This window comes from Enterococcus sp. 5H (genome assembly GCF_028128615.1).
Lineage (GTDB): Bacteria > Bacillota > Bacilli > Lactobacillales > Enterococcaceae > Enterococcus_L.
In genome coordinates, this window is the sequence record NZ_AMDP01000036.1 from 24066 (window position 1) to 45083 (window position 21018).

A 21018-nucleotide genomic window follows, 5' to 3' on the forward strand; every position below is an offset into this window, starting at 1 on the left:
TGTAAAGAACATCGTTTTGTTTTATCTATCTGATATAAACCAATCCTCTCGACAAATAGATAAAATGTTGAAAAGATAAAAACCATCTTTCCTACATTTTTCTAATTTGTTCGAGGACTATTCGGTTCATTCCGCTTTTTATTAATCCAGCTGCATGAACCAACTCTTCGGAAAAAAGATAACTATTGTCAGCGGCAAAGTGCACCGCAATCAATAGTTCCTATTTTTCAGTCAGAGCTAAGCGAGTTCATTCCGCTTTTTATCTAATCCAGCTACATGAACCAGTCCTCTCAACAAATAGATAAAATGCTGAAAAGATAAAGAGCATCTTTCCTACATTTTCCTAATTTGTTCGAGGACTATTCGGTTCATTTCGCTTTTTATTTCATATGCTTCACTCGTGATGAGATTTCTTTATGGCGTCCGTGTACCATTGGTCTTGCTTGTGGATTACCCAAGTAGCCGCAGGTTCTTTTTACTACGTCACATGATTTTGGATCGTGGTTGCCGCATTGTGGACATTCAAATCCGCGTTCGGTTGGGTGGAAATCTCCTTCAAATCCACATTCATAACAATGATCGATAGGTGTATTTGTTCCAAGGTAACCAACTTTGTCATAAGCATAATCCCATACAGACTCTAATGCCTTAGGGTTTTGTTGTAAAACAGGGTATTCGCAATAATGGATAAACCCACCAGAGCAATATTGCGGGTAATCTTTTTCAAAATCTAATTTTTCAAAAGGCGTTGGATTTTTACGAACATCATAATGGAAACTGTTTGTATAATACTCTTTATCCGTAATATTTTCGACAATCCCAAATTTTTCAGTATCTAATCGGCAGAAACGATCCGTTAAACTTTCACTTGGTGTTGAATAAACACTGAAATGATAGCCATAATCGTCGCCCCATTTATCTGCATGAGCTTTTAAATCTTTTAAGATAGCTAAAGTAAAGTCTTTGGCTTCAGGAGTATTTTCCCAATCACCACCATAAAAGGCAGAAGCTACTTCATATAATCCAATATACCCTAGTGAGACAGTGGCACGTTTATTTTTAAATAGCTCATTAACTGATTCTTTTTTAGACAAACGTTTACCAAAAGCTCCATACATATATAAAATCGGAGCATTGGCTGGAGTTGCTTCTTTACAACGCTCTACACGATAAACAAGAGCATCTTTCATTGTCTCTAATCGTTCAGCTAAAAGGACCCAGAATTTATCAAGATCACCATTGGCTTCTAAAGCAATACGAGGTAAGTTTAATGTGACAACACCTAAATTCATGCGACCAACATTAATTTCTTCACCATTTTCATCTTTCCAACCTTGTAAAAAGGAACGGCAACCCATTGGTACTTTAAAACTACCGGTTAATTCAACAAGTTTATCGTAATTCAAAATGTCTGGATACATCCGTTTAGTAGCACATTCCAAAGCAAGTTGTTTTACATCGTAGTTGGGGTCCGTTTCGTTTAAGTTTACACCGCGTTTTAATGTGAAAATTAATTTAGGGAAAATAGCAGTTCTGTGTTCGCTGCCTAAACCTTTGATACGGATTTGTAAAATAGCTCGTTGAATTTCACGTTCAAACCAATTTAAGCCTAGACCAAAACCTAAAGAGGTAAATGGGGTTTGACCATTAGATGTGAATAACGTATTGATTTCATATTCCAAACTTTGCATAGCGTCGTAAATATCTTTTTGTGTTTTTGATTTTGCATAGGCTTCTTGACGTTCAGTGCCTTCAATCCACTCAACTGCATCAGCTAAATGTTTTTGATAGTTTAATTCAGCGAATGGGGCTAAAAGCTCGTCTACTCGGTCAGCAGAACACCCGCCATATTGACTTGAAGCGACGTTTGCAATAATTTGTGAGATTTGAGCAGTAGCCGTTTGAATTGATTTTGGTGATTCAACTTCAGCATTTCCTATTTTAAAACCATTATTTAACATGCCTTTAAAATCAATCAAACAACAGTTTGTCATTGGTGTATATGGATGGTAATCTAAGTCATGATAATGGATATCGCCTTTTTGATGGGCATTTGCAACGTGAGGCGGTAACATTTTCAACCCGATTGATTTGCCTACAATTCCAGCAGTTAAATCTCGTTGTGTATTGAAGACATCACTATCTTTATTGGCATTTTCATTTACAACAGTTTGATCTTTATTAATTAATTTACTGATTGTAAAATTAATGTCGGTTGCTTTGCTGCGTTCGAAATCACGGCGAGTGCGGTAATTAATATATTCTTCGGCTAACTCATATTCGTTTTTTGCCAATAAAATATGCTCAACAATATTTTGGATTTCATAGATTTTCACATCATCAGTGAAGCGGTCTGAAATTTCCTGATCAATTCTTTCCACAATTTCTTGAATACGTTCATGAGCAAGCGGGTCTAAAGATCCGCGAATTTTTTGTTCAGCTTTGATCAAAGCGTCATAGATTTTCTGATCATCAAAATCAACCAGTCGTCCATCTCTTTTCACAATTTTCATAGTATTGAGTGCCGAATTCGGTGTGTTCACTCCACTAGTAGCTTGCTTAGTATCCATCATTTGCATCCATCTCCTCGTAGATTTATTCCTTCCTTATCATAAAACAATTCAAGAAATCTTTCAACTATATATAGTGTTTAAAATAAAAAAAATTCCGATTGAACAACTATATGTAGTGTTTATTAGAAATGAAAAAAATATGAAAACAACTACCTAAAAGGTTTGTACAAAGTATCACAACATTTTTGCAGAGAAAAATAAATGTCTCATAAAATTTTTTTTATTATTACTTAATTGTAAGAGGAAACGATGTTCAGCCGTTCAAAATATTGGTAGAATAAGGATAATGACGAAACTGGAGCGAAATGTATGAAAAAAATTTTAGAAGTAAATCATTTAAGTAAATCTTATGGTTATCGGAATAATAAAGTTCAAATATTGAATAATATCTCATTTTCAGTAGATCGAGGAGAATTTATCGGGATTATGGGACCTAGTGGTGCTGGGAAATCAACATTGTTAAATACGATTTCAACGATTGATCTGCCAACGACTGGAACGGTTCGAATTGATGGAAAAGATATTTTAAAAATGCGTGACAATGAAATTAGTGATTTTCGACGAAAAAAATTAGGTTTTATTTTTCAAAATTTTAACTTAATGGATACCTTGAATGTGAAAGATAATATTTTATTACCTTTAGCAGTGGATCGTCTGTCTTTGCCTGAGATGGAACAGCGTTTACACCATGTTGCTAGTATTTTGGGTATTGATTTGTTGTTAAACGCTTATCCAAGTGATATTTCTGTTGGTCAAAAACAGCGAGTGGCTGCGGCCCGAGCATTGATTACCAAGCCAGATATTATTTTTGCTGATGAACCTACAGGATCTTTAGACTCTAAATCAGCAGCAGAATTACTTCAATACATGACAAATATGAATTTGCAGGACGATGCGACGATTATGATGGTTACCCATGATCCGTATACTGCCAGTTATTGTAATCGGATTTTGTTTATCAAGGATGGGGTAATCTTTTCAGAAGTAGTTCGACAAGGTTCTCGAAAAGAATTTTTTAATCGAGTGATTGATATGCAGGCAACGATCGGTGGAGGTGGTCGAGCCAATGATTTTTAATTTATCTTGGAAAAATTTTAAAGGTCAATTTCTTAATTATCTTGTTTATTTCATTAGTATGACCTTTGCAGTTGTTGTTTATTATTGTTTTAGTGCGATTACCTACAATCGGACGTTGATTAGTAGAGCGGGGCGTGATATCCAAATCAATGGTGCAATGAGTATCGGCGGCTTTTTAGTAGTGGTTATGATTTTGGGTTTTATGTTTGCTGCTAATCATTTCTTCCTGTTAAAAAGAAGCAGGGAAATTGGTTTGTATCATTTAATCGGTATGCGCAAAGGTAAAATTTCCTTTTTATTTTTTATAGAAACCTTGATTTTAGGTGGTTTTTCATTAATTACTGGAATCGTTTTAGGCATTATTTTTTCTAAGCTTTTTTCTATGATTCTAGCAAAAGCAATGTTTTTACAAGTTGAGAGTCTATTTCGTTTTTCTATTCCATCAATCGTTCAGACAAGTATTGCTTTTGTGTTTATGTTACTGGCTGTTTCTTTAAGAAGTAGTTGGCTTATTTACCGTTATAAAGTCAATAATTTAGTTAAACAACCTGAAAAAAACACAAATGCAGTTAATAAAATGACAAAATGGAAATTTGTTTCAGGGACTTTAGGACTACTATTGATACTTGTCGGTTATTTTTTGTCTTATAATATTATTCAATTTGGCTCACTTTTAATGGAAAATGGTCTTAAAATGGCTGGTTTTTTTATTGCACCATTAATAATTATGCTGATCTGTATACTTGGCACGTATTTATTTTTTAAGTACACGATGTATTTAATTGTTTTTCTATTTGGGAAAAGTAAAGTTACTTATTACCGAAGGATGAACATGCTGGCCGTAGAAAATACCAAACATCACCTAAAAAGAAGTGGAAATACATTATTTGCTATTACAATTTTTATTGCAATTTCTTTAGGGATGATTGGTGGAGCTGCTTCATTTTATACTTTAGGAATGAATTCAGTAAATGTGGAAGCGCCGACCGATTTTATTGTAGCGGAACCTAGTTTTCAAGAAGTATCACAAAAAATTGAAGATGAACCAGGCGCTAACATTGATTCAGTTGTAACATTAAACTTTAAATTAACAGGAAGTCAGTATGATATAAAAATTGGTCGAGAACAAAAAGAGAATACACTAAGCCCGATAAATTTATTATCTTTATCGAATTATCGTGAATATCAAAAAATTAATCCTTATTTGAAAGATATCGAATTGGTAAATGACAAAGATGTAGTACTGCTGGATAGTATTCAGAATATTTTAGGCGGTTTTATTCGCTATGACTCAACGTTTGACTTGCAAGAAGGGCTAAAATTGGAAGTATCAAAAGTTAGACCAGATTTTCTCGGACAAGACTTGATGAGATACGGATTTCCAACGGTTGTGGTTTCGGATCAGTTATTTGAGCAAGTCAACTCAGGGATTGAGTATAATTTAATGGCTTTTAATGTAGACGCGGTAGATGAAGAAGCTCTATCAAACAAACTTTCAGATGAAGTTAAAGTTGAATGGAATAATCCGATTTATTTTCAATACCAATGGGTTAATAATCAGTTGGAAGGTTATACCTCAAAAGTTAGGCAACAGCCAGAACAAAAAAATCCAACTCAAAATAATGATGAAAACAAAGAAAATGAATATTGGCAGTTGAATTATACCAATCGTTTTTCAGATTTACGCTATCAGCGAAGAGTGATGGGATTATTGATTTATGTGGCCATGTTCTTAGGGATCTTAGCATTGATTATTACTGGAAGTATTTTAATGTTGCAGCAGTTTGCAGAAGCGGAAAACGAAAAAGAAAGTTACGATCTTCTTAAGAAAATTGGGATTCCTAAAAAAGAAATTACTAAATTACTCTATCAACAAAATAGTATTATTTTCTTTCCACCTATGTTGATTGGAGTTTTGCATGCAACATTTGCGATTTTTGTTTTTAGTAAATATATTAGTGGGTCGGGATATTGGTTAGCATACCTTGCATGTGGTATTTTAGTTCTGATTTATTTAGCGTATTACTTTTTAACATCAGCGATTTATTCTCGGATTATTCATGGTAGAAACTTAAAATAGCTTAACTTTTTTATAAGAACATCGTCCTATTATAAGGGCTTATCAAAGCTGAAAGAAGGTGAGATAATAACTTTTTAGGTTGTTTCATCTTCTTTTCAGTTTGAAGTGACAAAACTGTTAGTGAAAAACCGTATTTCATTTAAGAATTCTGTTTCTTTTCTTGTTTGTTTTGATTACAATAACAGTACCAAAAATAAGAGCTTATTAAGTTAACTCTAGGAGGCATAAGTTAACATGAAAGATTTCTTTAAACAACCTAATGTGCAGTACTGGGGGAAATTTATAGGACGAACAATTTTTTATTTCGGTATTTTGTTGATGTTGATATATTTATACCACTACAAAAATATTGACGGCGGAACATTTATTTATAACGAATTTTAGGGAGGTCAGGCTTCATGACGGTTTTAAATATTATAGAAGCAATAGATCGTTGGGCGATGAAAGAAGCCAACCGACCTGTTTATGTTGAAGCGAATAGAACTTATACTTATGGAGAATTGAAACAAGAATCAGATGCAGTTGCAGCATATTTACAAGATAATTTTGAGCGAGCACAACCAGTTGTAGTTTATGGAGAATTAGAATTTGAAATGTTAGCTTGTTTTCTAGGTGCTTCAAAATCAGGACATCCATATATTCCAATCGAAGCTCATACGCCAAAAGAACGAATAGAAATGATTTTAGAAGTAGCTAAACCTGCTGTAATTTTTGCTATAAAAGAGTGGCCTAATATCAAGACTTCAGCTGAAATAGTTTCAATAAATCAGTTGCGCGAAATCTGTGAACAGCCTATCCAATCGGTACCATTGATCCCGGTTACAGGTGCAGAAACATATTACACTATCTTTACCTCTGGAACGACGGGTGTACCAAAAGGGGTTCAAATTAGTCATGATAACTTACTTAGTTTTGTGAATTGGGAATTGAGAGACTTTGGAATAACTGAAGGCATGCGTTTTTTATCTCAAGCACCCTATTCGTTTGACCTATCTGTTATGGATCTTTATCCAGCTCTGACTTCAGGTGGCTCATTGACACCCCTGCGTAAAGAAATAATTAATGATTTTAAACAATTATTTACAGTTTTACCAACTTTAGAAATAGAGGTCTGGGTTTCGACACCGTCATTTATGGACATCTGTTTAATGGAACCAACATTTGACGAAGAGCATGTCGAGAACTTAAAAATCTTCTTATTCTGCGGAGAAGAGTTATCTAAAGCAACTGCCCAAAAATTGCTGGATCGTTTTCCAAAAGCACGCATTTTTAATACGTATGGACCTACAGAAGCAACGGTGGCTATTTCTCGTATCGAAGTGACGCAGGAGCTTTTAGATGCATACAATCGAATTCCAATTGGCTATGTTAAAGCCGATACAAGAGTGTATATTATGGACAAAGACCAAACTATTCCCAATGGCGAAGTTGGTGAAATTGTTATTGTTGGACCGAGCGTTTCCAAAGGTTACTTGCATAATCCAGAAAAAACTTCTCAAGCTTTTTTTGAATTAGATGATCAGCGGGCTTATCGAACAGGGGATGCTGGTAAATTAGTGGAGGACTTACTGATTTATGAAGGACGAATTGATTTTCAAGTTAAATTACATGGTTATCGTATCGAGCTTGAGGATATCGACCATCATTTAGCTAGCGTTTCTTATGTTAAACAAGCCGCAGTCGTTCCGAAATATCAAAATCACAAAGTTCAGCAGTTGGTAGCTTATGTCGTTAGTTACCCTCATAATTTTGAAAAAGAGTTTCAACTATCAAAAGCAATCAAAGAAGAATTAGCTGGTTCGGTAATGGATTATATGATCCCGCAAAAATTTATTTATGTGGAACAACTGCCGTTAACACCGAACGGAAAAATTGACCGTAAAGGATTAATGAATGAGGTGAATAAACCATGATGGAATTTCCTCATATGATTCCTTATGCTAACCCAATTTATTTTATTTACTTGTTAGTTGCGTTAGCGCCAATGATTTTAACGTTATTAATTAAAGGTAAACGTTGGACATGGTATCAAGTATTAGTTACACTGTTCTTTTTATATATGAGTTTTGGCGGGGAAAGTTGGAAACAAGGAATAGCTTTAATAGGGTATGTTATTTGGCAAACCATTCTTGTTTGGCTATACTTCCATTATCGTCAAAAGAAAAATGCTAGTGCAGTCTTTTATAGTGCCGTAGTTTTGGCCATTGCCCCGTTAGCTTTATCTAAGATTTTACCATTTGCTTTAGGACATCACTCATTGCTTAATTTTTTAGGGATTTCCTATTTAACGTTCAAGTCCGTTCAAATTGTCATGGAAATACGAGATGGTTTAATTAAGGAATACAATATTTTTCGTTATATTGAATTTCTATTATTCTTTCCAACTATTTCTTCGGGACCGATTGATCGTTATCGCCGTTTTGAAAAGGACGTTGAAAATCCACCGACGCGTGAGAAATATGTAGACTTTTTAGGAAAAGGATTGCACAATTTCTTCCTTGGATTTTTATATAAATTTATTATTGGCTATTATTTTGGTCAAGTTTTATTACCTATAGCGGAGCATGGTGCTTTAAAGGCTGGCGGTATTTCATGGGGACTTGTCGCTTATATGTATGTTTACAGTATGTATTTATTTTTTGATTTTGCTGGATATAGTCTGTTTGCAGTAGGAACTAGTTACTTAATGGGCTATGATACGCCAGTGAACTTTAATAAACCATTTCTAAGCTGGAATATTAAGGAGTTTTGGAATCGTTGGCATATGACCCTATCTTTTTGGTTTAGAGATTATGTTTATATGCGGTTAATGTTTACTTTAATTAAAAATAAAGTTTTTAAAAGTCGAATTGTAGCATCAAATGTGGGGTATTTTGCTTTATTCTTACTTATGGGGATTTGGCACGGTTTAACTTGGTTTTATCTAGTTTATGGGCTATATCACGCTGCATTAATCTGTTTGACAGATGCTTGGCTGCGGTTCAAAAAGAAACATAAAGAGAAAATTCCTTCAAATAAATTTACACATGGTTTTGCAGTATTTTTAACATTTAATGCAGTTTGTTTAAGTTTTCTAATTTTTTCAGGATTTTTGGATAAATTATTTTTTAAATAGAAATTAAATCTAAAGTACAATGATACTTTAAAAAAGGAGCTATTTACGATGGATATAGAAGAAACAGTTTTAACTATTTTAGAAGAAATTACTGGTACAGATGAAGTTAGAGAAAATAAAGATGTAAATGTATTTGACGAAGGGTTGATGGATTCATTGGCTACGGTTCAATTATTAGTTGAAATTGATGGACAACTCGGTGTGCAAGTACCAGTTTCAGAATTTGACCGCGATTTATGGAACACACCTAATAAAATTATTGACCAAGTGAAAGCTTTACAGGAATGAGTATTAAGAAAAAACTTTTTGGAATATTTGGACCAATTTTAATTTCTGCGGTTCTTTTGATTGGATTGTTTTTTGCGCCATTTAAAGTAGATCTAGACAGTAAAAAAGTTTTAGATGATGCATCTACTTCTATGGCAACTAATGTTTTACGAGGCAATGCTATCAAAAATAAGGCAATTGGTTCTAAGGAATATATTCCATTTTTTGGTTCATCTGAATTAAGTCGAATCAGTCCGTTTCATCCTTCTGTTTTAGCAGATAAGTATAATCGGAATTATCGTCCGTTTTTACTAGGGGCACCCGGAACTCAGTCTTTAACGCAAGCTCTGATGATGCAATCGATGGGGAAAAATCTTTCTCATAAAAAAGTTGTTTTTATTCTTTCACCTCAGTGGTTTGTAAAAGATGGGGTCACTAACGATTACTTTGATGCATACTTTTCTGATTTGCAAACGTACCAATGGGTTACACAGCTAAAACAAGTGACAGACGGCGATAGTTACTTAGCAAGGCGATTACTAGAGTTTCCAAAAGTGAAAGAAGATCAACGTTTAGAAAGTGCATTGCAAAATATTAGTACAAAAAAAATGCCAAACCAATCAGATAAGAACTATTTGGAATTGATGTACAATGCCTTATCTCGTGAAGATGAGTTATTTGGAAAAATTGGTATGATAAATAAAGAAAAAGCGATTGAAAAATCGAAAAAAAGGTTACCTGAGACTTATAATGCAGATGCATTAAATCAATTAGCCATTGAAATTGGCAAAAATGCGACTAATAACAATCAATTTGAAATAGCTAATTCGTTTTATAATAAGCGATTAAAAAAGAAACTGCCAGAACTAGAAAATTCGCAAAAAAATTGGGATTATCGATATTCTCCTGAGTATTCAGATTTACAATTGGTTTTGAGCCAGTTAGCTCAAGATAATGCCGATGTATTGTTTATTATTCCACCAGTAAACAAACACTGGTCAGACTTTACCGGACTTTCTCAAGAAATGCTGCAAGGTTTTGCTGAAAAAGTGAAGTTTCAGCTGACGAGTCAAGGTTTTAACAATATTGCTGACTTTACAAAGAATTGCGACACGCCTTATTTTATGGCAGATACAATTCATTTAGGTTGGCGAGGTTGGTTGGCTGCAGACCAGCAGATTCAGCCGTTTATCGAAAATGGTTCTAAGCAATCACCAAAATATCAACTAGACAATTCATTTTACTCAAAAAAATGGCAACAACAAGATCCCAATTTGATTAAAAAATGACATTTCTATACAGCGTAAACAAAAACGTTATTATTATATTTTTATAATAATGATGTTTTTTTGTTTATTATATTTATTTTTTAATGTGTTTTTATGGAAAAATTCAATAAAAATGAAGAAATAAAATTTTGTTGTGTTAAAATAATAGTATTAGCATTTTTAAATATAATAAAAAAGAAAGAGGATTATTATGAGAAAGCAGAAATTTTGGGTACTTTTTACTGTATTTTTAATGACTTTAAACAGTTTCATTCCTGTAATAAGTTATGCTGAATCAGCTGACCAAACTAATGAAACGACTACAGTAAATAGTGAAAGGCCGAACAATGAGTTAGATCTTGCAGATACTTCAGAAACACTAGCAAGCTCTAATGTGAATGAAGAAAACAGTACGGAACAGAGTAAGGAGTCGAATCCTTCTTCAATTGAAGAAGGGAAGGAAACACCAGAAAGTACTGATACAGCAAGTGCTTTTAAACAAAATGATTTGTTAAAAGCAGAACAAACAGCTAACATAATAACAGATGCTGTTTTAACAGATACTAAAGGGGACGAATTCAACACAACAACTAATCGGCCTCAAAGACAAGCACCATTAAAATTAACATTGCAAGTAGGAACTACCAACCAAAAAATACAAGCTGGGACTTATGAATATCAATTGCCGACAGACATTGCTATTTCAAATAACATATCAGGGCGCTTAGAAAATGCTGGGAACTGGACTTTAGATAAAACTGGTAAGTTAACAATTGTCTTTAATGAAAACGTCGTCAATGGAACCTATCAAATTGAAATTGAAACAAGTTTTATTCCGTATGATAACGCGAGTGATTTATTAAAAACGATTGTCTTTCCATTAGCAAACGATCAAGAAAAAGTATATGATATTTTATTCAAACTATCCGGTGAAGCAATGATTAATTTGACTAATAATAAAAAATTTAATACAGATAGCGTTGCTGCAGAAATTAGAACGAATATCAACCGTGAAACGATCCAGCCAAATGAGAAAATAGCGATTAAATCATACATCGTAAAAAATAACTCTGGAACGCTTGAGGATGCAGCTGCATATGTTACTGCTAAAAACATTAAAGTATTTACGCAAGACGTTTCCATGGGCGGACAATTAATTGGTGAACCGGTTTTACTAAGTACAGCTGATTATACTTTGACACAAAATAATACTACGTTAGACATTACGTTAAATAATGCGACCAACAAAGCTGTGATTGTTACCTATGACAATGAAATCAATGAAGAATCTATCACAAATGAAGCGTTGTATTACATGAGAATCGATGCAAATATTTTTGGTACATCGCTTTCTAATTATGCTTACTTTCAATATAATCATAATCCCCACCTAACTAAAAAAGGTGAGTACAATGCTAAAACAAATACAATCACTTGGACTGTTGATTATAATATGGACAGCACAGAACTACAGCCAGGAACAAAATTGACCGATATTTTAACAGATGAAGTGGCAAATGATTTAACTTTTGCTAATCTAAAAATTTATACACTATATGTCTATGGTACCAACTCAATAAGTTTAGGTGGTTATGCACCAAGTACTGATTGGGATACGAGTGATTTTGGCAATTATTCAGCAGATTTTATCTATACGAATACTAATCCAACAACTCAATCTACAGCATATAGATTTATTTATGAAACAGCTGTAAGCAACCCTAGTCTACGTGAAATTCAAAATGAAGTATCAGATTCATCCAGTTCAGCGGATGCCAAAGTGAATTTAGCACCGTCAAATATTTCCAAAACATTGGAAGAAGATTCACTAGATATGACAAGCGGAACAGTTGATTGGACGATTGTTATCAATAGTAAGCACTGGGGTATGCAGTTTAATAAAATTTCTGATACATTCGGTGAACGAGTAAAAGAATTAGTGGATGGGTCAATTGATTTTTATTATTATGAAAAAGGTGACGATGAAACCAAACATTCAATGGTCGCAGGAACTGACTATACGTTGGAAAAAACTGAATCTGGATTTACTGTAAATATGTTAGGTGAACATGGTAATGCAACAACGAATAAATACATTTTTACCTATACAAGTAAATTTGATAATTCAGACATAAAAGCTGGAGATGAGTTAACCAATAAAGTTGCTTTATATGGAAACGGCACAATCCCAATGGAAGCTTCGGCTTCATTCAATATTCCTAATTACTTAGTCAGCGGTGGGCAAAAAAATGTCGCTTATGACAGTACTGCCGGTATCTTTACTTGGACAGTCGGTATTAATGAAGAAAGACATAAGTATAAGAATTTAGTTTTTGATGATGAAATTGAATCGATTCAAAAATTAGATAAAGACTCTATTGAAATCTTAGAACTTGATAAAATGGTACAAAATCAAGATAAAACAGATATCATTACTGGGGAAGTCATTCAACCAGGAGATGCTCGTTATCCAACTAAAATTGAAATTACTGATAATAAAATTCATTTAGAGTTTTCAGAAATAGGGAATAAGAAAGTTGTTGTCCGCTATAAAACGGAACCAACAGTTGGTCCGACTTTGGCGTATTATACAACATTTACGAATATCGCTAAGATCAGTGACGAAGGCAGCTATGCCCATGATTTAAAAGCAGAAGCGCTTATTTCTTTAGGACTCAATACTTATAAGGGAGGGCGTATCTCAGCTTTAGATAATAAACTGGCTGCTTGGACAGTTAGAACGAATATTATGCCTGAAAACCGTCCATACAAAGATCTGATCTTAGAAGATAGTTTTACCCTTAGTGACAAAACGAAAGCAGAAAATACTAATTTTGTTATAGGAACAGATGCGTTTGTCGTAAAAGACATAGTAAAAAATCAAGTCCTTACTTTGGGAGAAGATTACGAGATTACTTTTAACTACGATGAAAACGCTAGTCCGGCTGGCTCTGCCATTAAAAATTATGAAAACAATTACTTTAAAATTACGTTTAAACATGAAACACGCGGAGTTTCAGTAGAATATCAAACCGCCACAACAAAATCGGCTAATGTGTATAACACGGCTGTATTTACAAGTAACAACATTAGTAAATCCGATTGGATGACAGTCAATCATACAGTGACAAGCGGGTCAGGTTCTGGTCAAGGTGTCGGACAAATCCCGTTGCAAAAAGTAGACCAAGATACTAAACAACCACTTCAAGGTGCAATATTCGAATTATTTGATGCGGAAAGTAAAAATACATTAGGTTTGAGAGTTACTTCAGACGAGGACGGCAAAGCTGTTTTTAAATCGATTGCTGAAGGTAATTATTTAATCAAAGAAGTAACTGCACCAGAAGGCTATAAAATAGCAGAGGACTATCAAGAAGGTGTGGTATTACCTACAAAATCCGACGATCAAGTAGATGATCCAAGTTATGTAACGGTTGTTGAAAATGAACATATTCCTACAACTGGAACAATTGAACTAAGAAAAGTAGATTCGAATGGTGAAGCTTTGTCAGGTGCAGAGTTCACTTTATCACGAATTAAAGAAGATCGTACGGAATACTTTTTAACGAATACTGTCACTTCAGAATGGGTGACAGATAAAGATGAAGCTACTAAATTTGTTTCTAATGACCAAGGGTTGATAAGTATTTCAGATTTAGAAGTAGGAATCTATAAGTTTACAGAGGTTAAAGCTCCTAAAGGTTATGATTTGGATTCTGATCCAGTAACATTAGAATTAACAAAAACAAAAATTGAATCAAGAAATACTGAAATTGCTGAAAAAGTTAATCTACTATCAATAGGCACTTTACGAGTTAAAAAGGTCGATCAAGAAACTAAAGTTGCATTAAGCGGGGCAGAATTCACTCTTATTTCCAAAGCTGATCCAACGAAGCAACAAGTAATAACGACCGATGAGCACGGAATTGCGGAATTTTCAAATTTAGATCAAGCAAGCTATACTCTTGTTGAAACAAAAGCGCCGTTAGGTTATCTAGCTAAAGAAATTTCAGAGGAAATAACAATTGAACCTGAGCATTTATCTCAAGAAATAACTGTGGAAAATCAAGCGTTAATAGGTGAAATTGCCATTACCCATAATGATACAGATGGAAATAAAATTAGTGAAGACTATCTAATGACTGGCAAGGTGGGTACCAAACAAACAATCCAGCCAAGAGATATTGATGGCTATACCTTTAAAGAAATTCAAAAACAAGTACCTCGTGCCAGAAGTGTTGTAGAATCGTTAACAAATATAAATGAGGTTATTTTCACAGAAGAATCGCAAAAAGTTGTACTTGTCTATGAAAAAAAGGCTACACAGCCTGTTAAAAAGGAAGTCCCTAAAACAAATACAGGATCAAAACAACAAGCCACTGTAACTGTAAATAACACAAACGACAAGAACAAATTACCAAATACAAATGAAAAACTTGAACTGTGGCAACAACAATTAGGGTATACGTTGCTATTAATTCTAGCAAGCTACTTCATTATTTATTACAGTCGTAAAAAGTACTTTGATAAAAACTAATAAATACGGTTTATAAAATATGTGCTCGAAATAGCTAATTAAGTTTGGAGGGTTCAGCAAGACTGATTTATGGTTTTGCTGTATCCTCTAGTCTTTTTTTGATCTAGCCGATGAGTTTAGCAGTAGATAAATTTTTTCAATAGTCTAAAGAAATGATATAATTCTTGAAGATGCAATTTATAAGGGGATGAGAAAGTTGAACCAAAAAGATGAAAAATTATTAATTGATTTAACGAATGCAAAAGGTGTTCCTGGCAATGAAGGGGAAGTTAGAGACGTCTTTAAGAAATATGCAGAGCCGTTTGCAGATAAAATCATGTACGACGGATTAGGCAGTATTATCGCAAAACGAGTGGGAGATAAAGAAGGGCCTAAAGTTTATTTTTCGGGACATTTGGATGAAGTTGGTTTTATGGTTACTCAAATTACCGAAAAAGGCTTTATTAAATTTCAAACACTTGGTGGCTGGTGGGGGCAAGTTATGCTGGCGCAGCAAGTTCAGATCAAAACAAATACAGGTGAGTTATTCCATGGTGTGATTGGGTCAAAACCGCCTCATGTGTTAACACCAGAAGCTAGAAAACAGCCATACGATGTAGCGAATATGTTTATTGATATTGGCGCATCAAGTGACAAAGAAGTTGCTGAGTGGGGAATTAAGCCGGGAGATATGATTACACCATATATTGAGTACCGCCGAATGAATAATACTAAATTTATGTTAGCTAAAGCTTGGGATAACCGTGTTGGAACAGCTGTTTCTCTCAAAGTTTTGGAAAACCTAGCAGAAGCGGGACATCCGAATATTATATTTGCCGGAAGCGATGTGCAAGAAGAAGTTGGTTTACGCGGAGCGCAAACAAGTACTCATTTAGTGGATCCGGATATTGCATTTGCTCTTGATACGGGTACCGCTGGTGATACCCCGGGAATGACACCTAAAGAAGCCAATTCTGAGTTAGGAAAAGGACCGCAAATTCTGATTTTTGATGCATCAATGATTCCTCACAAAAAACTACGTGATTTCGTAATTCAAGTGGCTGAAGAAAATAATATTCCGTTCCAATATACAGTAATTACAGGTGGCGGAACAGATGCTGGGCGGATGCATTTAACTAGAAATGGTGTTCCTTCACTAGCGATTACGGTGCCAGTACGTTATTTGCATTCCCACACATCAATGATTCATGAAGATGATTATTTAAACACAGTTAAATTAGTGACGGAAGTCGTTAAACGCCTAGATGCTGAAACGGCTGCTAAAATTCGCGAATACTAGAAGAAAAAAGGAGTTTCATTTATATGAAGAGTCAAGTTACAAACGCAAAACACAGAGAACAAGCCCGTCTTTCATTGAAATCAAATTGGGGAGCGATGGCTTGGATTACCTTTTTAGCTTTTTTTATCAAATTTATTATTGGATCAGTGGTCGGCAGTATCGCTCAATTACCTAAAGATAGTGCAGGAAATAATGTAATGTCATTTTTATTAAATAATTTTGTTTATTTTGCTATTACTTATGGAACTTACTACTGTGCTCTGCAAGTCCTTAGAGGAAAAAAAGTTGAATCTGGTATGTTAACGTCAATGTTTCAAGGAAAATTTTACCTTCCTATGCTAATGATTAACCTTATTCAATATTTGGTTGAATTATTGTTGAACCTAGTTGTACTTTTGCCAATTCTTTTATCTTATGGATCAGTGATGTATTTTGGTTTAATGTTTAACACAGTTTCAGTAGAGCAGTTTCAAACAGAAATAGCTGGAGATATTTTCTTAGGATTATTATTAGTTATTTTTGGGATTTTGATGATTTTTATTGGAATCTTTATTAGCGGAATCTTCCAATTTGCTGTTTGGGCGAAAATTGATGATCCAGAATTATCAGTCGGAGATGCAATTAAATATGGTTTGTATTTGATGAAAGACCGTTTTGGACAATATCTATTATTGCAGGTATCATTTATTGGCTGGTTTATTATCGGAACATTGGTTTTTGGAATCGGGCTATTTTGGGTAATACCGTATCATAATGTAGCGATTGCTAGTTTTTATGATACAGCTCGTGAAGAAAAAGGCGCCTTATTAGGATAAAAAAAGAAAAGAGAATTTTTATTTAATAACTGTAGCAAAAGTTTAAGAAAAACTTTCATGCTGCAGTTTTTTTATTCAAAAAATTAAGCTGAAAAGTATTATTAAAAGTCAGATAGCTATTTTTTACGAAAATTGTTAATTCCAATGTTTCTTATGTTTCTTTTTTATTTCACTTGTGTTACGATTATTACGTAAGAGAGGGGGAGTTTTTATTAAAAAAATAATGATTATGGCATTAATCGTTTTTGTATGTTTTACAGCATTTTATTTAATTAAACAAAAAGAGGAACCAAAGATTCAATCAGAAGAGAAAGCGGTTACCTCTAATGTGAAAGAAGGCGAACAGTCAGCTACTCAACTTCCTAGTTTAGCTGAGTTAGAGAAAAAATATGGAGATCAGATTACTGAAAAAGGAGAATACACAATAGTAACTGCTTTTTATAAAGAAAATCCGCATGCACAATTAACCAATAAAGAGCAGGAAGAATTAGAATTGACTATTTCAAACATCAAAGAAGAAGAAGGAATAGTTACATTTTCCATTGATAACCTTGAAACAATTCACACGCGTAAACAGATTGGAGAAACATTGAACTTGGTTCAATTGAAAACAAGCAAAAAGTACATTGAATATAAATAGAAATAATTTATTTTTTTGTGCAGAAAATAATACATTCGAGGAGGAAGTAAAAAGATGAAAAAGTATCCAATTATTGTGGGGGCAGCAGTAGTATTTATGTTATCTTTTGCAAACAATATAACTTTCGCAGAAGAGTGGAAAGCTAATACAACTGATAGTATTCAGGTTGTTAATGGTCAAAAAGAGTATACGATGAAACGTGGAGATACTCTTTGGGCAATTGGCCAAAAAGTTAACATAAAAGCTGAAAAATTAGCTGATATTAATGGTATTGATCTAAAAAAAGGACAGCAATATAAACTTCCAAGAGGGAGAGTGCTATCATTTGGGGCAAATATTATTACAGTAAAAGATGCAGATGGTTCTATCTATTCGCAGTCTATTATCCAGGATAAAGACAAGATCAATACAGAAAAAAATATTGGTGAGACGGCGGATCAACAAAGTTCAAATAACGAATATCCCTATGCTGTAGCCAGAGAAGGATTGCAGTATCCAGCTGTATTTCAATTTAGAGGATCAAACGTTCCAGAGTCTATAACACTTGATTTTTCACAAGGAACCAATGGCAAAGTAATATTTAAACGAAATGCAACAACAACAGAAGAATACAGTGCCAGCTTCAATACAATAGCAACTAAAGACATCAGAGTTGAGAACATTGATAGTACAGCTGATAATCGCTTACGCACTGTTAGAGTAAATACAGAAATCTATATTCAACCATCAAGCGACTATCAAAACCCAGCTGTGGACAATGAAACGAATCGATTCTATCTTTTTATAAATAAAAATGGTGGTATTTCTTTAGCGACGCCAAATTATGCGGGTAATTATCCACAAGGTGAAGAAGATGTTATGCTGGAAGCAGTTAATATACCTACGGATCAATTAAATTCTTCAGCAAACTCATTGGCAGGTTATTCTGATGAACAAATTGAGTATGCTCGTGTAACTGAAGCACTGTTACAATATTATAATGTAGCAGGACAACCGATTGAAGTTGCAGCACAAAGAAACAACAGTGGACATCAAGTACTCCCATTTGATGGTTCTAAAACATTAAATGAACCAAGTGTGACACTGTCGTTTAGTATGGATGGAACAATGGCTTCAACAATTATTGTCACGTATCTCTCTAACCATGATGGAACAATACGCTTTTATAAAAACCCAAATCACTATCAAGACGAACGATATACAACAGATCCAGCTTGGGTACAAGAAGAATCACAAAAAATGATTGATAGCTTTCAAACGCTGTCTATTCCAACAGACTACGATACGCAAGCTGTGAATCTTATTCCAATCATTAAAATATCATAAGCCTCTTTTTTACTTGATGTAGTAAACTAAAATAATTCAGAAAGCAGAACATTCTTTTAATAGAATTGTTCTGTTTTTTTGCTATTAATAAATAAGCTAGAAAACTTATATATCACTATATTTTGCGTTTTTATGTTACCATTAAATAGAGAATACTCAAGGAGGTCGATGAAGTTGAAAATAACCGTTTTAGGCTGTCTAGGCGCGTATCCTTATAAAGGGCAAGGAACAAGTTCTTATCTGCTAGAATCTGATGGGTTTAAATTACTATTAGATGCTGGAAGTACCACGTTAGTGAATCTAGAAGAACATGTTGATCCGTTAACATTAGATGCAGTGATTTTGTCTCACTATCATCACGATCACATTGCTGATTTAGGCGTATTGCAATATTATCGTCAATTATATCCTGTTATGGAGCCAACCCCGATTTTACCGATTTATGGTCATACGGATGATTCTGAGCATTTTGAAGCTCTAAATATGCCGGGAGTTTCAAAAGCAGTCCCCTATTTTGAAGCAGAAGAATTAAAATTAGGCCCATTCTTTGTAACCTTTATGAAAACCATTCATCCTGTTCCATGTTACGCCATGCGGTTTGTTGAGGCAAAAACTGGAAAAGTATTTGTTTATACGGGTGATTCTGGTTATTTAGCTAGCTTTGTTGATTTTGCTAAAGATGCAGATGTCTTTTTGGCAGATACCTATTTATTTGAAGGAAATGAAAATCATCATGCGCATTTTACTTCTAAAGAATCAGGTGAAATCGCGAAAGCAGCCAATGTAAAAAAACTAGTTTTGACTCATTTACCTCAGCATGGTTCATTAGCAGAATTAAAACAACAAGCAAAAACAGCTGCAGGCGACCAAGTTTTGGTTAGTTTAGCAGAAAAAAATCTAGTAATTGATATTTAAGGAGTGAAGCAACGTGATTTTTGTGCCGAATGAAAATAATGATCCAAGAATTAACTTAGCAATTGAAACATATTTATTAAAAGAAAAACCATTAGACGAACCAATTTTATTATTTTATATCAATGAACCATCTATTATTATTGGTCGCAATCAAAATACAATTGAAGAGATTAACAAAGAGTATGTAGATAATAATGGGATTCATGTTGTTCGACGTTTGAGCGGCGGTGGCGCGGTTTATCACGATCATGGGAATTTGAATTTCAGCTTTATTATGCCGGATGATGGTAATTCTTTCCGCGATTTCGCTAAAGTGACACAGCCGATTATACAAGCTTTACATGAGCTAGGTGTTTCCGGAGCTGAATTAAAAGGTCGTAATGATTTAGTTATCAATGACATGAAATTTTCAGGTAATGCAATGTATGCAACAGCCGGAAGAATGTTTGCCCATGGTACCTTGATGTTTGACAGCGACATTGATGAAGTGGTGAATGCGTTAAAAGTTCGTAAAGATAAAATCGAATCAAAAGGAATCAAATCTGTACGCTCTCGTGTGACAAACATCAAACCATTTTTACCAGCAGATAAACAAAGTATGACTACAGAAGAATTTCGCGAAGATATCTTATTGAAAATTTTTGGTGTAGATTCTATCGATCAAGTGAAGACTTATGAATTAACAGATGAAGACTGGGAAAAAATTAATAAAATTTCTGATGAATATTATCGGAATTGGGACTGGAATTACGGTAAATCACCAGCCTTCAACCTAGAGCGCCGCCATCGCTTCCCAATTGGTTCCATTGAAGCTCAAATGAATGTGGAAGATGGTGAAATTAAAGAAATCAAAATTTTCGGAGACTTCTTTGGTTTGGGTGAAATTAAAGATGTAGAAGAAATTTTAATTGGAACAAAATATGAAAAAGCAGCAATTGAAGCAGCAGTTGATAAAATTGATGTTAAAAAGTATTTTGGCAATATTGAAAAAGAAGATTTAGTGGGTCTTTTATACTAAACATCCAAAAAAGCAGAACAGATAACTAGTTTTTAGTTTCGTTCTGTTTTTTTAAGCTAAAAGTTTTACATTAATGACAAATGACGATATACTAAAAAAACTGATCGA

At 34.0% G+C, this 21018-nt stretch carries 15 protein-coding genes; 14 read left to right on the forward strand and 1 reads right to left on the reverse strand.

All coding sequences use genetic code 11. The features are described from left to right. Window positions 1-380: 380 nt before the first annotated feature. Window positions 381-2573 (reverse strand): anaerobic ribonucleoside-triphosphate reductase, encoded by a 2193-nt coding sequence (gene nrdD / locus C240_RS11990; RefSeq protein ID WP_271495970.1) that lies wholly within the window; start codon window positions 2571-2573, stop codon window positions 381-383. Between the two features lie 309 nt (window positions 2574-2882). Between nrdD and C240_RS11995 the strand changes: the two genes are divergently transcribed. From C240_RS11995 to C240_RS12060, 14 genes are all read left to right on the forward strand, one after another. Beyond that, the gene (locus C240_RS11995; RefSeq protein WP_271495971.1) at window positions 2883-3650 is read left to right on the forward strand and encodes an ABC transporter ATP-binding protein; all 768 of its coding nucleotides are present in this window, start codon (window positions 2883-2885) and stop codon (window positions 3648-3650) included. Then, window positions 3640-5730, forward strand: a complete 2091-nt coding sequence (locus tag C240_RS12000) for an ABC transporter permease (RefSeq protein ID WP_271495972.1) — start codon at window positions 3640-3642, stop codon at window positions 5728-5730. The genes C240_RS11995 and C240_RS12000 overlap by 11 nt, the downstream gene beginning before the upstream one ends. Before the next feature lie 234 nt (window positions 5731-5964). Continuing rightward, window positions 5965-6114, forward strand: coding sequence for a teichoic acid D-Ala incorporation-associated protein DltX (locus C240_RS12005; RefSeq protein ID WP_271495973.1), 150 nt, complete (start codon window positions 5965-5967; stop codon window positions 6112-6114). 14 nt (window positions 6115-6128) lie between these two features. Then, complete coding sequence (dltA, locus tag C240_RS12010) at window positions 6129-7643, forward strand: D-alanine--poly(phosphoribitol) ligase subunit DltA (protein ID WP_271495974.1); 1515 nt, start codon at window positions 6129-6131, stop codon at window positions 7641-7643. Beyond that, window positions 7643-8845: a D-alanyl-lipoteichoic acid biosynthesis protein DltB gene (gene dltB, locus C240_RS12015; protein WP_271496111.1), complete on the forward strand. Its 1203-nt coding sequence runs from the start codon at window positions 7643-7645 to the stop codon at window positions 8843-8845. The genes dltA and dltB overlap by 1 nt, the downstream gene beginning before the upstream one ends. A 48-nt stretch (window positions 8846-8893) precedes the next feature. Then, a complete protein-coding gene (gene dltC / locus C240_RS12020; protein WP_271495975.1) occupies window positions 8894-9133 on the forward strand; it encodes a D-alanine--poly(phosphoribitol) ligase subunit DltC in 240 nt (79 codons plus the stop codon). Beyond that, complete coding sequence (gene dltD / locus C240_RS12025) at window positions 9130-10401, forward strand: D-alanyl-lipoteichoic acid biosynthesis protein DltD (RefSeq protein WP_271495976.1); 1272 nt, start codon at window positions 9130-9132, stop codon at window positions 10399-10401. Before dltC ends, dltD begins: the two co-directional genes overlap by 4 nt. A gap of 190 nt (window positions 10402-10591) precedes the next feature. Beyond that, entirely contained in the window at window positions 10592-14917 is a 4326-nt protein-coding gene (locus C240_RS12030) for a SpaA isopeptide-forming pilin-related protein (protein WP_271495977.1), read from the forward strand. A gap of 187 nt (window positions 14918-15104) precedes the next feature. Beyond that, complete coding sequence (locus C240_RS12035; protein ID WP_442896596.1) at window positions 15105-16196, forward strand: M42 family metallopeptidase; 1092 nt, start codon at window positions 15105-15107, stop codon at window positions 16194-16196. A 23-nt stretch (window positions 16197-16219) separates the two neighbouring features. Next, window positions 16220-17011, forward strand: a complete 792-nt coding sequence (locus C240_RS12040) for a DUF975 family protein (RefSeq protein WP_271495979.1) — start codon at window positions 16220-16222, stop codon at window positions 17009-17011. Between the two features lie 229 nt (window positions 17012-17240). Next, window positions 17241-17651 (forward strand): hypothetical protein, encoded by a 411-nt coding sequence (locus C240_RS12045; protein WP_271495980.1) that lies wholly within the window; start codon window positions 17241-17243, stop codon window positions 17649-17651. A gap of 54 nt (window positions 17652-17705) precedes the next feature. Beyond that, window positions 17706-18977, forward strand: coding sequence for a LysM peptidoglycan-binding domain-containing protein (locus C240_RS12050; protein ID WP_271495981.1), 1272 nt, complete (start codon window positions 17706-17708; stop codon window positions 18975-18977). Window positions 18978-19151: 174 nt separating this feature from the next. Next, on the forward strand, window positions 19152-19892 hold the full coding sequence (locus tag C240_RS12055; protein ID WP_271495982.1) for an MBL fold metallo-hydrolase: 741 nt from the start codon (window positions 19152-19154) through the stop codon (window positions 19890-19892). 13 nt (window positions 19893-19905) lie between these two features. Continuing rightward, the gene (locus C240_RS12060; RefSeq protein ID WP_271495983.1) at window positions 19906-20910 is read left to right on the forward strand and encodes a lipoate--protein ligase; all 1005 of its coding nucleotides are present in this window, start codon (window positions 19906-19908) and stop codon (window positions 20908-20910) included. Window positions 20911-21018 lie beyond the last annotated feature (108 nt).